This is a genomic window from Vibrio sp. OPT46, from assembly GCF_015163535.1.
GTDB classification, from domain to species: Bacteria; Pseudomonadota; Gammaproteobacteria; order Enterobacterales; family Vibrionaceae; genus Vibrio; species Vibrio alginolyticus.
The window spans coordinates 1-12,370 of the sequence record NZ_JADDYG010000481.1; the positions used below are offsets into that span (position 1 = coordinate 1).

Annotated in this window: 14 protein-coding genes and 1 pseudogene; 7 read left to right on the plus strand and 8 right to left on the minus strand. The window is 46.9% G+C overall.

Annotated features, from left to right (window positions below):
* Positions 1 to 419: 419 nt before the first annotated feature.
* Positions 420 to 968, plus strand: a complete 549-nt coding sequence (locus IQR33_RS20010; protein WP_033906568.1) for a gamma carbonic anhydrase family protein — start codon at positions 420 to 422, stop codon at positions 966 to 968.
* 7 nt (positions 969 to 975) lie between these two features.
* Here the strand turns inward: IQR33_RS20010 and IQR33_RS20015 are convergent, their stop codons facing one another.
* The 4 genes from IQR33_RS20015 to IQR33_RS20030 all read right to left on the minus strand — a co-directional run bounded on the left by IQR33_RS20015 (position 976) and on the right by IQR33_RS20030 (position 3,700).
* Positions 976 to 1,239, minus strand: coding sequence for a DUF1488 domain-containing protein (locus IQR33_RS20015; RefSeq protein WP_005379090.1), 264 nt, complete (start codon positions 1,237 to 1,239; stop codon positions 976 to 978).
* 3 nt (positions 1,240 to 1,242) lie between these two features.
* Positions 1,243 to 2,076, minus strand: coding sequence for a shikimate dehydrogenase (gene aroE / locus IQR33_RS20020; RefSeq protein ID WP_065274968.1), 834 nt, complete (start codon positions 2,074 to 2,076; stop codon positions 1,243 to 1,245).
* 101 nt (positions 2,077 to 2,177) lie between these two features.
* Positions 2,178 to 3,095, minus strand: a complete 918-nt coding sequence (gene hemF / locus IQR33_RS20025) for an oxygen-dependent coproporphyrinogen oxidase (RefSeq protein WP_065274969.1) — start codon at positions 3,093 to 3,095, stop codon at positions 2,178 to 2,180.
* 47 nt (positions 3,096 to 3,142) lie between these two features.
* Complete coding sequence (locus tag IQR33_RS20030; RefSeq protein WP_065274970.1) at positions 3,143 to 3,700, minus strand: L-threonylcarbamoyladenylate synthase; 558 nt, start codon at positions 3,698 to 3,700, stop codon at positions 3,143 to 3,145.
* A gap of 199 nt (positions 3,701 to 3,899) precedes the next feature.
* On the opposite strand from IQR33_RS20030, the gene purE reads away from it, so the two are divergent.
* On the plus strand, positions 3,900 to 4,385 hold the full coding sequence (gene purE / locus IQR33_RS20035) for a 5-(carboxyamino)imidazole ribonucleotide mutase (protein WP_005379082.1): 486 nt from the start codon (positions 3,900 to 3,902) through the stop codon (positions 4,383 to 4,385).
* 4 nt (positions 4,386 to 4,389) lie between these two features.
* On the plus strand, positions 4,390 to 5,523 hold the full coding sequence (locus IQR33_RS20040) for a 5-(carboxyamino)imidazole ribonucleotide synthase (RefSeq protein ID WP_193837684.1): 1,134 nt from the start codon (positions 4,390 to 4,392) through the stop codon (positions 5,521 to 5,523).
* Between the two features lie 65 nt (positions 5,524 to 5,588).
* Here IQR33_RS20040 and IQR33_RS20045 read toward each other — a convergent pair whose 3' ends face one another.
* The 4 genes from IQR33_RS20045 to IQR33_RS20060 form a co-directional block, all read right to left on the minus strand.
* Entirely contained in the window at positions 5,589 to 6,158 is a 570-nt protein-coding gene (locus tag IQR33_RS20045) for a type I DNA topoisomerase (protein WP_005379078.1), read from the minus strand.
* 76 nt (positions 6,159 to 6,234) lie between these two features.
* Positions 6,235 to 6,714, minus strand: coding sequence for a DUF494 family protein (locus IQR33_RS20050; RefSeq protein ID WP_005379074.1), 480 nt, complete (start codon positions 6,712 to 6,714; stop codon positions 6,235 to 6,237).
* 2 nt (positions 6,715 to 6,716) lie between these two features.
* A complete protein-coding gene (gene dprA / locus IQR33_RS20055) occupies positions 6,717 to 7,826 on the minus strand; it encodes a DNA-processing protein DprA (RefSeq protein WP_193837683.1) in 1,110 nt (369 codons plus the stop codon).
* Positions 7,810 to 8,904: a LysM peptidoglycan-binding domain-containing protein gene (locus IQR33_RS20060; protein WP_193837682.1), complete on the minus strand. Its 1,095-nt coding sequence runs from the start codon at positions 8,902 to 8,904 to the stop codon at positions 7,810 to 7,812. Before IQR33_RS20060 ends, dprA begins: the two co-directional genes overlap by 17 nt.
* Before the next feature lie 138 nt (positions 8,905 to 9,042).
* Between IQR33_RS20060 and def the strand changes: the two genes are divergently transcribed.
* The 4 genes and pseudogenes from def to IQR33_RS20080 all read left to right on the plus strand — a co-directional run.
* Entirely contained in the window at positions 9,043 to 9,561 is a 519-nt protein-coding gene (def, locus tag IQR33_RS20065; RefSeq protein WP_005379068.1) for a peptide deformylase, read from the plus strand.
* Positions 9,562 to 9,594: 33 nt separating this feature from the next.
* Complete coding sequence (gene fmt, locus IQR33_RS20070) at positions 9,595 to 10,542, plus strand: methionyl-tRNA formyltransferase (RefSeq protein ID WP_017635609.1); 948 nt, start codon at positions 9,595 to 9,597, stop codon at positions 10,540 to 10,542.
* Positions 10,543 to 10,622: 80 nt separating this feature from the next.
* Positions 10,623 to 11,906 (plus strand): 16S rRNA (cytosine(967)-C(5))-methyltransferase RsmB, encoded by a 1,284-nt coding sequence (rsmB, locus tag IQR33_RS20075; protein ID WP_017635608.1) that lies wholly within the window; start codon positions 10,623 to 10,625, stop codon positions 11,904 to 11,906.
* A gap of 63 nt (positions 11,907 to 11,969) precedes the next feature.
* A pseudogene (locus IQR33_RS20080) lies at positions 11,970 to 12,370 on the plus strand (NAD-binding protein); the annotation flags it as partial.

Genomic DNA, 12,370 nt, shown 5'->3' on the forward strand with positions numbered 1-12,370 from the left:
TCGTATCATTGAAACCTAAATTGTTTCCGAAGAAACTATTTGGATTATCATCAACGAGTGCCCACACAGATTGATAGGTCTATATTGTTAAAGAGCTTTCCTGTTGAGCTTTACTCAAAACAGGACGGCCATTTTAGCGAGTTAAAGTTTAGTGTCAATCACTTTTTTCAAACTTTCTTCAAGCGTTTCTGCTTGGCTAATTTGGCTTGCTAACTTGGCTTCTTACTTTCGAAACTTAAGCTTCGAAGCGTTGCCGTGTCAGCGAGGTGGCATTATAGAGATTGCGATCACATTGGCAAGCCCTTTTTCTCGTTTTTTTTGATTTTTTTATCGTTTGGGTGTTTTTTATTCTAAAAGGCGAGTTTTCACTACTATTCTACCTCCATACACCCTGTAATCGCCCTGAATAAGGAAAAAAGATGAGCTCAATGAGAAGCTACAAAGGTATAAAGCCTGAACTTGGTGAGCGTGTTTACGTTGACCCAACCTCTGTTTTAGTCGGTGATATCCGAATTGGCGATGATTCTAGCATTTGGCCACTGGTAGCAGCGCGAGGTGATGTAAACCACATTCACATTGGTGATCGAACGAATATTCAAGATGGCAGTGTTTTGCATGTCACCCATAAGAACGCCGAAAACCCAAACGGCTACCCATTGATTATTGGTAATGACGTTACGATTGGCCACAAAGTGATGCTGCACGGTTGTCAGATCCACGATCGTGTTTTGGTTGGTATGGGAGCTATTGTTTTAGATGCTGTTGTAATTGAGTCAGAGGTGATGATCGGAGCAGGCAGTTTAGTGCCACCTGGGAAAGTATTAGAAAGTGGCTACTTATATGTTGGAAGCCCAGTAAAACAAGCTCGCCCTCTATCAGAAAAAGAACGAGCTTTCTTGCAAAAGTCTGCCAATAACTATGTGCAGAACAAAAACGACTACTTAAATGAAGTAAAAGACTTGAACTAAAGCCCTGTTAACCGATGATGATATGGCCTTCTTCGTTGAAGGCTTCATCTTCTATTAGCTCTTCAGCCATTTCTTCTAGGTCGAATCGGTAATCAGTAAACACTTTAATTGCCGCTTGCTCAGTTTCAATCAGTGAACCACTGAGCTTTTCTAACTTTTGTTTCGTCACAAAGCACTCTATTAGCGCGCCTGATTGTTGCGCCGAAAAGTTTACCGATTGTGATACTTCATCCCATGATTGAATATCTGGGAATAAGATGGATTGATTCATCGCTTATTGACCTTCAAGGTTCTTTCTTAGTTCTCTGAGAACTTGTTTAGCACCAGGACGTAAGCCACGCCAAAGCATAAAGCTTTCCGCAGCCTGCCCAACTAACATTCCAAGACCGTCATACGCATGAGCGGCACCATTCTCTTTTGCCCATAAGTTAAAGCTCGTCACCCCTTTGCCATAAATCATGTCATAGCTTGTACTGTTAGCGGCAAAGATGGAGGATGAAATAGTCGGCAGTTCACCACTTAGAGAAGCGGATGTGGAGTTAATGATGACATCATACTCTTCATCAATACTTGCCATCTCTTTGGCGCGGATAGGACCGTGAGAGACAAACAGCTCTGCAAGCTCCTGTGCTTTACTAAAGGTACGGTTGGTAATGGTTAAAGAGGTCGGCTTTTGATCGAGTAGTGGCTTAATAACACCACGAGCTGCACCACCAGCGCCAATAATTAGGATTCGCGCGCCTTCCAATACAACCTGATGCTGAAGCAGATCTTGCACTAAACCTGCACCATCAGTGTTGTCACCGATGATTTCACCATCGTCTAACTTCTTGAGGGTATTTACCGCGCCTGCTAACTGAGCCCGTTCTGTCAATCGACTAGCAAATTGATAAGCATCTTCTTTAAATGGCATAGTGATGTTGCACCCCTTGCCACCTTCAGCAAAAAACACCTTCGCCGCGTCAATAAAACCATCAACAGGTGCACTTTCTGCGGTATACACCAAAGATTGATTAGTTTGACGAGCAAACAAGGTGTGAATGAATGGCGACTTACTGTGTCCGATAGGATTACCAAACACGGCATAGCGATCGATTTGCTGGGTCATTTCCTTACCTTTGTTCCTTACTTAGATATAGAGAAAACAGGGCCACCTGATTACAGATGACCCTATCACTATCTATCTATATAGAAAAGGAGATTCCGTGCTTACCACTCTCGTGGCGTTAGGTATCGCTCGTAAAGTTCAGCTTCTGGCGATCCCGCTTCTGGCTCGTAGCAGTACTCCCAGCGAGCGAGCGGCGGCATTGACATCAGAATCGACTCAGTACGCCCACCGCTTTGTAAACCAAATAAGGTACCACGGTCATACACTAAGTTGAACTCTACGTAACGGCCACGACGATATAGTTGGAATTCACGCTCACGCTCACCATACTCGATCTCTTTACGACGAGAAACGATCGGCAAGTAAGCTTGGCAATAGCCTTCACCGACTGCTTTGATGTAAGCAAAACACTTATCAAATTCCCACTGGTTTAGATCATCAAAGAACAAACCGCCAACACCGCGAGTTTCATTACGATGTGGTAGAAAGAAATATTTGTCACACCATGCTTTATGCTCTTGGTAAACATCGTCACCAAATGGCGCACAAAGCAGTTTTGCAGTGTCGTGCCATGATTGGCAATCTTCTTCAAATGGATAGAACGGCGTTAGGTCAAAACCACCACCAAACCACCAAATTGGGTCTTCGCCATCTTTTTCTGCAATAAAGAAGCGGACATTGGCGTGTGAAGTCGGTACATAAGGGTTTTTAGGGTGAATAACCAAAGAAACACCCATCGCTTCAAAACGACGACCCGCTAGCTCTGGACGATGCGCTGTCGCAGATGCTGGCATTTCTTTCCCTTCCACATGCGAGAAGTTCACGCCTCCCTGCTCGAAAACAAGGCCATCACGCAAAACACGTGAGCGACCACCGCCACCCAGACGCTCTCCTTTTTCACGTTGCCATGCATCTTCGACAAAGACGGCCTTTCCATCTTCTTGTTCTAACTGCTGACAAATGGAGTCCTGAAGTGACATCAAGAACTGCTTTACGGCGTGCTTATCGATCGCTGACATACGTTATTACCTATTACGTGAAACCTAATGATGGCTGGCTAGCAGGGTTAACCCTGTCTTAATATTTGTGAAGTTTTGGCGTCACGAATCTCGCTGGGTTTATCACGACCGCTGGTCTCGCCACGAAGAATGGCGACCAGCTTATCCCCCAACTGCTCTTCGACTTCTTCCGTGGTCATACACGGTGGTAAGCCGGAAAGATTCGCGCTGGTAGAGGTTAACGGCTTTCCGAATGCATTACACATTTTTTGCACCAAAGGATGATCAGTCACACGAACCGCAATTGAATCAAACTGCCCTGAAACCCAGTTGGATACTTTATCGCTCGCTGGCATGATCCAAGTGTATGGGCCTGGCCAAGTGGCATGAACAGTCTGTAATTGTTCTCCAGTCAACTGAGATTCATCAATATAAGGCAAGAGCTGATCATAACTTGCCGCGATGAGAATCAGCCCTTTTTCTACCGGACGCTGCTTGAGCTCTAATAGCTTTTGAATTGCTTCTGGGTTATCTGGATCACATCCGACACCAAAAACCCCTTCTGTTGGATAGGCAATCACTTCGCCTTGCTTGAGTGCGTTGAGCACTTGTTCAAAGTTATCCACCGATTACTTCCTATTTGTTTGACTGTGTTGTTTTCACTAAGTGTACAAATATTCATTCTCAGACACTAAAGCAATTTTTTTATAAAATGTATCAATAGCGCCAACAACAAGGCGCAAACGTTTGCTTGAGATAAAAATCCCCGTATAATGCGCACAAATTTATAGCTCACCTAATTTTTGCAGCTTAAAGGAGTTTGAGATGAAAGTCGGTATCATCATGGGTTCTAAATCCGATTGGCCAACCATGAAACTAGCAGCGGACATGCTAGACCAATTTGGCGTGCCTTACGAAACAAAAGTCGTGTCAGCACACCGAACTCCTCAATTACTGGCTGACTACGCTAGTGGCGCAAAAGAACGCGGCATCAAAGTTATCATCGCAGGCGCAGGTGGTGCAGCCCACCTACCAGGTATGGCGGCGGCGTTTACTAGTTTGCCAGTGCTTGGGGTTCCCGTTCAGTCTCGTGCACTGAAAGGTATGGATTCACTGCTTTCTATTGTACAGATGCCAAAGGGAATTGCGGTTGGTACATTGGCGATTGGCGAAGCGGGCGCAGCAAACGCCGGTATCCTAGCAGCGCAAATCCTAGGCACTCATGATGAAAACATCATGGCGAAGGTAGAAGCATTCCGTAATGAGCAAACGGAAACAGTTCTCGCAAATCCAAACCCTGCAGAGGATTAATCAGATGCATGTACTGGTTCTTGGTGCGGGTCAGTTGGCTCGTATGATGTCTCTGGCTGGTGCGCCACTGAATATTCAAATTTCAGCTTACGATGTCACCAACGGTGATGTCGTTCACCCTTTAACTCAACAGGTACTTGGCCATGGTTTGGAAAATGCGATTACGCAAGTTGATGTGATTACTGCCGAGTTCGAGCATATTCCACATGACGTGCTCAAAGTTTGCGAAGCGAGCGGCAAGTTCCTACCAAGTACGCAAGCCATCAAAGCAGGTGGTGATCGCCGTATTGAAAAGGCACTGCTTGATGATGCTGGCGTGCGCAACGCGAAATACTACGTCATTGAAACTCGTGAAGACTTTGACCGCGCAATTGAACACGTTGGTATGCCAATGGTTCTGAAAAGTGCATTGGGTGGTTACGATGGTAAAGGCCAGTGGCGCTTAAAAGAAACTTCTCAAGTCGAAGACATTTGGACTGAGATGGCAGAGTGCATCGCGGCAACACCAACTCAAGCGATTGTTGCTGAAGAGTTTGTTCCTTTTAACCGCGAAGTATCACTGGTTGGTGCTCGCGGTAAAGATGGGAGCGTTGAAGTGTACCCTCTCGCAGAGAACGTCCACACCAATGGTGTATTGAGCCTTTCTACTGCGATTGATGCACCAGAGTTGCAAGAGCAAGCAAAACAGATGTTCACGGCCGTTGCCAACAGCTTGAATTACGTTGGTGTGCTAGCGCTGGAGTTCTTCGATGTTGACGGTACTTTGCTAGTTAATGAAATCGCACCACGCGTACACAACTCTGGTCACTGGACTCAACAGGGTGCAGAAACCTGTCAGTTTGAGAACCACCTACGCGCCGTGTGTGGCATGCCTTTGGGTAGCACTAAGTTGGTTCGTGAAACCTCGATGATTAATATTCTTGGTGAAGATACACTACCAGAAGCATTGCTAGCGATGGATGGTTGCCACATTCATTGGTACGGCAAAGAAAAACGTGCGGGTCGCAAGATGGGCCACATCAACGTCTGTGGTGACTACACTGGCGAACTTAATCGCAAACTTTGTGCATTAGCAGATGTTTTGGATGAACAGACTTTCCCTGCTGTGCATGAATTTGCCAAGCAGTGGCAAGCCTAGAAAAGCAGCAGAATAAATAGCAAAAGGGTCGCACGATGCGACCCTTTTCAATTCCTTTAATTCATTTACCCTTGTTGGGTGTGCTGGCACTTACGGTTGGCACATTGCAATTTCACACCACTGGCAAGTTTCTTCTCCACCAACAGAGTAAAACCACACTCTTCGCATCGCCCCTTGACCGGAGCAAGGTTCACAGCAAATTTGCATTTAGGGTAGTTGTCACATGCGTAGAAGGTTTTACCAAATCGGGTTTTACGTTCAACTAAATGACCTTTACCGCATTCAGGACACGCTTGATGCTCTTGCGACTGTTTTTCTGGCTCTGGTTGATTAATCGACTCAATATGATGGCACGCCGGATAGTTACTGCAACCAACAAACATGCCGTAGCGCCCTTGGCGGAGTACCAACTCATTGCCACACTCAGGACAAGGCACACCCAACTCTTTCACGATGTGTCCATCATTGTTGTGCAGGGCTTTGATGTAATCACAGCTTGGGTAGTGGCTACAGCCAAGAAAGGGACCGTGTTTGCCATGTTTGAGGGTCAGCTCACCACCACATTTTGGACACGGCTCGTGCTCCAAAGCGTGTTCATGGGCAGAGAAAAGGGTGTTGTCGATTTTACTACTCATACTTACCGTTTCGTGAAAAGCACACAAAAAGACAAGCTCGCGTTTATTCTAGTTAAACTCGAACTTGCCCAGATGGTTAGTGAAGAATCCCTTGTTCCTTGGTGTACAACAGCTCTTCCATTAGCGTGTAAGCGTTTTCGTTGCCAGGCACATTAAACAGCACCATCAGAATGATCCATTTGAGGTCTTCAAGCTCAAACTCACTCGTTTCTAATCCCATCACTCGGTCAATCACCATTTCGCGAGTTTCTGTGGTTAACACATTGATTTGCTCGAGAAACAATAGAAATCCTCGGCATTCCAAATCTAAACGCTGCATCTCTTTCGCTGTGTAGATACGAGTTGATGACGAAGCCATGCAAGTCGAGATTGCAGAAGAGGTGTCACTTTGCTGCAATGCGGCAAGCTCTTCTAACCAGACAAGGGCTTTGTAGATATCTTTTTGTTGGAAGCCTGCACGAAGCAACTCTTCTTCCAACTCGTCTTGTTCGACCTGTAACTCTGCATCGCTATGGATGTAGGTTTCGAATAGATACATCAGTATATCCATCATCATAGCTAGCCCCTCCCCTTTCGAATATAGCCACCTGAAACCGCAACGACATGCCCAGAGAGTTCTAACTCTAAGAGCTGCATCATGACTTCTTGGACAGGTATATTGGTCCTGTTTGCAAGAATATCAACCGGTGTAGCTTCACTTCCTACGTTAGCTAACAGCTGAGGAAATGGCAATTCTTCTTCATCATTTAACGTAGAAAATAAATCGGTACTCTGATTAATAGACCAATCAAGCAAGGACTGTATTTCATCTAAGACATCTTTCGTCTTTTCTACGAGGCAAGCGCCATGACGTATCAACTGGTTTCCACCGCAGGCATTGGGGGCATTGATTGACGCTGGCAGAGCAAATACTTCTCGACCTTGCTCAAGCGCGTAACGAGCTGTAATTAACGAGCCGCTCTTTTTCGCCGCCTCGACGACCAGTACACCAAGCGATAATCCACTAATAATACGATTACGACGCGGGAAGTTTTCTGGGTGCGGCTTGGCATTAGGCCGAAACTCAGACACCAAAGCCCCATGTTCAATAACACGTTGCGCTAAACCACGATGACGTGCCGGATAAATATTTTCTAAGCCAGATCCTAGCACCGCAATCGTCTTACCACCCGCTTGCAACGCACCATCATGCGCATGACCATCAATGCCTAAAGCGAGACCACTGGTGACAATAAAATCGTGCTGAACAAACTCTGCAGCAAACTGACGTGCATGCTGTAATCCATCAATACTCGCATTTCGACTGCCAACCATCGCGATTTGTGGCTGAGAGAGACAAGTAGGGTTTCCTTGAACAAAAAGTAGAGGTGGCGGTGCAACGATTTGTTTGAGTTGAGGTGGATAACGCGGGTCAGTCAGTGTCAGGATATGATGATTTGTAGAAGCCTCAAGCCAGCTTAAACAAGCATCGACTTCTTTATCTGTTGAAGCCCAAGCTTGAATTTGCTTAGTTGTTAACCCAAGTTGTTGTAGCTGTTCAGGAGAGAAGTTTACGATTTTACGTGGCGTGTCTCTTGCCAGTAGCTTATTCATTTTGACGCCGCCAATGCCTGGTAAACAACTCAGTTTTAACCAGGCAGCGAGATCATCGTTATTTCGTCGATTCATCGATGGTTAATTCGTCCGCCAACGGTGACACCACCGAAATATCTTGGTTAATGGGTTTCGTACTGTTAGTGATCAGTGCCAAGCTAAAGTACTCATAAGGACGAATGACCAGCAACTCACCAACTTTGCTTTGAGGCAAAGTGATTTTCTTATCAAGCACGCCAAACTCTTTCTTGAACTCATCGCCGTCTTTGTAAACTGGGTGCGCGTCTTCTTTTAAATCAAACACACTGCCTTGCTTGAGATTATCTGACGTGCCTTTATCAATCACCACGACTTGGTTAGTTGAACTAAAGCGAATACCTTCGATATTACCTAGCAACTTTGCAGAACTGCCTTGTGGCGACGGCAGCGGATAGAACGTAGTCGTGAAGTCAGTATTCTCAACCGATTGATTTGGCAACGCGATATCGTTACGTAGGATTTCTTGCATTTGCGATTTAAGCTTCAAACCTGAATAATCACTCGAAGCTTCAACGAGCTCGCCTTTGGCAATCAAACGCAGCGCGGTAATCTCTTCGGACACATCGTCACGCGAAAAGGTAGCTACTGGTCGATAAATAGCCCAACCTGTCGCGGTCTGATTGCCATTGATATACAGCACATCTCCTGCAGTCAGATACTTACTGCCTTTGCTGCTACCCATCACTTTTGCTGCTCTGTTCAACGAATCTTTATCTAGCAACCGATCCGATTTAAGGTAAGGCATCACCAAACCTTCCGCGACCGTTGGTACGGCTTTCTTTTCTGTGATGCGAGCTTTCGGGCTCAGCTTCTTAACCGGTTTTAGGCTCAACACGGGCTGACCGTTAATCCACACCAAAGACAGCTTGTCACCGGGATAAATTAAATGAGGGTTATCGATTTCCGGGTTTACTTGCCATAAACGAGGCCACAACCACGGGCTATCTAAGTACATGGCCGAAATATCCCATAGCGTATCGCCCTTCACAACTACATATGTTTGTGGCGCATCATCTTTAACAGTCAGTGGGTTCGCATCCACATTTGCTACAGCGTTGAAAGAGAAAAGTAACGGCAACGTAACACTGGCAACGTTGCGGAAAATTCGATTCATGACCCTCGTCCTTGGTCTATTAAGCAGGAACCAGAATGGAAATTGGTGCAAGGATGCTGTCATTTAGGCTATAAAATGTCTAGAATTGAGCCAACAAGGTTTGTGCTGTTTCGGCACAGTTCAATATTTCGAGTGAATATGTCTGTATTACAAGTATTAACATTCCCGGATGATCGCCTGCGCACAGTCGCAAAGCCTGTTGAAGCGGTGACACCTGAGATTCAAAAAATCGTCGATGACATGATTGAAACCATGTACGACGAAGAAGGTATTGGCCTTGCTGCAACGCAGGTTGATATCCACAAACGTATCGTAGTGATTGATATTTCAGAAACTCGCGATGAGCCGATGGTGCTAATCAACCCTGAGATTCTGGAAAAGCGTGGCGAAGATGGCATCGAAGAAGGCTGTCTGTCGGTACCAGGTGCGCGCGCACTTGTGCCTCGCGCTGCAGAAGTTACCGTTAAAGCACTGGATCGTGATGGCAAAGAGTTCACCTTTGAAGCCGACGACCTGCTAGCGATTTGTGTTCAACACGAGCTTGATCACTTACAAGGTAAGCTGTTCGTGGATTACCTATCGCCACTGAAACGCAAACGCATTCAGGACAAGCTAGCGAAAATCAAACGCTTTAACGAGAAGCAGCAAAACGCTTAATCTCGAACCATACCAATTAGAAGGAAGTCTACCTTGAGTCAGTCTTTACGAATTGTCTTTGCAGGTACTCCGGATTTCGCCGCCCGTCACTTGGCGGCGTTGTTGTCTTCGGAGCATGAAGTCATCGCGGTTTACACAAACCCAGATCGTCCAGCGGGTCGTGGCAAAAAAATGGCTGCGCCACCGGTAAAACAACTGGCGCTAGAACACAATATCCCGGTTTACCAACCTGAAAGCTTTAAGTCCGACGAAGCGAAACAAGAACTTGCCGATCTGAACGCCGACCTCATGGTTGTCGTGGCGTACGGTATGCTGCTGCCACAAGCGGTTCTTGATACCCCTAAACTGGGTTGTATCAACGTACATGGTTCTATCCTACCTCGTTGGCGTGGTGCGGCTCCAATCCAACGCTCTATTTGGGCGGGCGATGCAGAAACTGGCGTGACCATCATGCAGATGGACATCGGTCTCGACACTGGTGATATGCTGAAGATTGCAACTCTGCCAATCGAAGCGACAGATACCAGCGCTTCAATGTACGAAAAATTGGCTGAGCTTGGTCCAGAAGCCCTGATTGACTGCCTAGTAGACATTGCTGCGGGTAAAGCAGTGCCAGTGAAGCAAGACGATGAGCTAGCGAACTATGCGAAAAAGCTCAGCAAAGAAGAAGCACGCATCAACTGGAACGACGATGCGGCGCACATTGAGCGCTGCGTTCGTGCATTTAACCCATGGCCAATGAGCCACTTTGAGGCGGCAGAAAACAGCATCAAAGTATGGCAAAGCCGTGTGGCAGAGCAAACCAGTGACAAGCCAGCCGGCACCATCGTACAAGCAGATAAAACCGGTATTTATGTTGCGACAGGCAACGGCGTACTGGTGCTAGAGCAACTGCAAGTTCCTGGCAAAAAAGCCATGTCAGTTCAGGATATTCTGAATTCGCGTGCGGCTTGGTTTGAAGTTGGCACTCTGCTGGTTTAAGCCATATTAGGGGTTATCATCCCCAATTATACGAACTTTTAGAGGGCAGAGATGCCCTCCTTTACTTTAAGGTACTCATCATGAATGTTCGCGCTGCGGCTGCTAACGTCCTGTATCTTGTCGTCGACAAGGGCCACTCACTTTCAAGCGCTCTTCCAGCGGCTCAACAAACGGTACGACCTCGTGACCACGCTCTGTTACAAGAGATCTGTTACGGTGCGCTACGTTACCTCCCTCGCCTAGAAATGATCGCAAACCAGTTGATGGATAAGCCGCTCAAAGGCAAACAACGTGTATTCCATCACCTAATTCTGGTTGGTATTTACCAACTGAGCTTCATGCGTATTCCTGCGCACGCAGCAGTTGGTGAAACGGTTGAAGGCACTAAAGAGCTGAAAGGTCCTCGTCTGCGTGGTTTGATTAACGCGGTATTGCGTAACTACCAGCGCAACCAAGAAGAACTCGACCAAATGGCCGTCAGCAACAACGCTGGCAAGTACGGTCACCCAAGCTGGTTACTAAAACTGCTGCAAGAGGCCTACCCACAACAATGGGAAAGCATTGTTGAAGCGAACAACCAAAAAGCACCAATGTGGCTGCGTGTGAACCATCAACACCACACTCGTGATGAATACCTTGCGCTGCTCAAAAATGAAAACATTGATAGCACGCCACACACAGAAGCAATGGACGCCATAAAATTGGCCGCACCATGTGATGTGATGAAGCTACCTGGTTTTGAAATAGGTTGGGTTTCGGTACAAGATGCGGCGGCGCAGCTTTCGATCAACTATCTAAAACCACAAGACGGCGAACGGATTTTAGATTGCTGTGCTGCGCCAGGTGGCAAGACGGCGCACATTCTAGAGCGCACGTCGGGCAGTGAAGTGGTCGCGATTGACTGCGACGACACACGCTTGAAACGTGTGCATGAAAACCTGAAGCGTCTCAACCTTCAGGCAAAAGTGGTTTGCGGTGATGCGCGTAATCCACAAGAATGGTGGCAAGGCGAGCAATTTGATCGCATTTTGCTGGATGCCCCATGTTCTGCGACTGGCGTGATTCGTCGTCACCCAGACATCAAATGGCTACGTCGTGCAGACGACATCGCCGCATTAGCAGAGCTACAGAGTGAAATTTTTGATGCCATGTGGACGCAACTGAAACCCGGCGGCACAATGGTTTACGCGACTTGTTCAATCACACCGCAAGAAAACGTGGAGCAAGTAAAAGCGTTTTTAGCACGTACCGCGGATGCGCAACTGCTGGATTCTGATCCCGACCAGCCTGGTCGTCAAATTCTACCAGGCGAAGAAGATATGGATGGTTTCTACTACGCAGTGCTAACTAAAACACACGCGTAACAGCATGCTAAATAGGGCGATTGGAGTGATTTCAATCGCCTTTTTCAGATACGAGAAAAGAGTATGAAGATCATTATTCTTGGTGCAGGTCAGGTTGGCGGCACACTGGCAGAAAACCTAGTGGGTGAAAACAACGACATCACCATCGTCGACAATAATGCCGACCGACTGCGTGAATTGCAGGACAAATACGACCTACGTGTGGTCAATGGCCATGCGAGCCATCCAGACGTGCTACACGAAGCTGGCGCGCAAGACGCCGATATGCTCGTCGCAGTAACCAACACTGATGAAACCAACATGGCCGCCTGTCAGGTCGCGTTCACTCTATTCAATACCCCAAACCGCGTTGCGCGTATTCGCTCTCCAGAATACTTGGCAGAAAAAGAAGCCCTGTTTAAATCTGGCGCTATTCCTGTTGATCACCTTATCGCACCAGAAGAACTCGTTACGAGCTACATCGA

What these genes read in the sequence shown, in the direction of transcription:
- IQR33_RS20045 (WP_005379078.1), bottom strand. Translation starts at nt 6,158, where the DNA reads ATGAGTAGTAAAATCGACAACACCCTTTTCTCTGCCCATGAACACGCT.
- def (WP_005379068.1), top strand. Translation starts at nt 9,043, where the DNA reads ATGTCTGTATTACAAGTATTAACATTCCCGGATGATCGCCTGCGCACA.
- purE (WP_005379082.1), top strand. Translation starts at nt 3,900, where the DNA reads ATGAAAGTCGGTATCATCATGGGTTCTAAATCCGATTGGCCAACCATG.
- IQR33_RS20050 (WP_005379074.1), bottom strand. Translation starts at nt 6,714, where the DNA reads ATGATGATGGATATACTGATGTATCTATTCGAAACCTACATCCATAGC.
- IQR33_RS20060 (WP_193837682.1), bottom strand. Translation starts at nt 8,904, where the DNA reads ATGAATCGAATTTTCCGCAACGTTGCCAGTGTTACGTTGCCGTTACTT.
- IQR33_RS20010 (WP_033906568.1), top strand. Translation starts at nt 420, where the DNA reads ATGAGCTCAATGAGAAGCTACAAAGGTATAAAGCCTGAACTTGGTGAG.
- dprA (WP_193837683.1), bottom strand. Translation starts at nt 7,826, where the DNA reads ATGAATCGACGAAATAACGATGATCTCGCTGCCTGGTTAAAACTGAGT.
- aroE (WP_065274968.1), bottom strand. Translation starts at nt 2,076, where the DNA reads ATGACCCAGCAAATCGATCGCTATGCCGTGTTTGGTAATCCTATCGGA.
- rsmB (WP_017635608.1), top strand. Translation starts at nt 10,623, where the DNA reads ATGAATGTTCGCGCTGCGGCTGCTAACGTCCTGTATCTTGTCGTCGAC.
- hemF (WP_065274969.1), bottom strand. Translation starts at nt 3,095, where the DNA reads ATGTCAGCGATCGATAAGCACGCCGTAAAGCAGTTCTTGATGTCACTT.
- IQR33_RS20015 (WP_005379090.1), bottom strand. Translation starts at nt 1,239, where the DNA reads ATGAATCAATCCATCTTATTCCCAGATATTCAATCATGGGATGAAGTA.
- IQR33_RS20040 (WP_193837684.1), top strand. Translation starts at nt 4,390, where the DNA reads ATGCATGTACTGGTTCTTGGTGCGGGTCAGTTGGCTCGTATGATGTCT.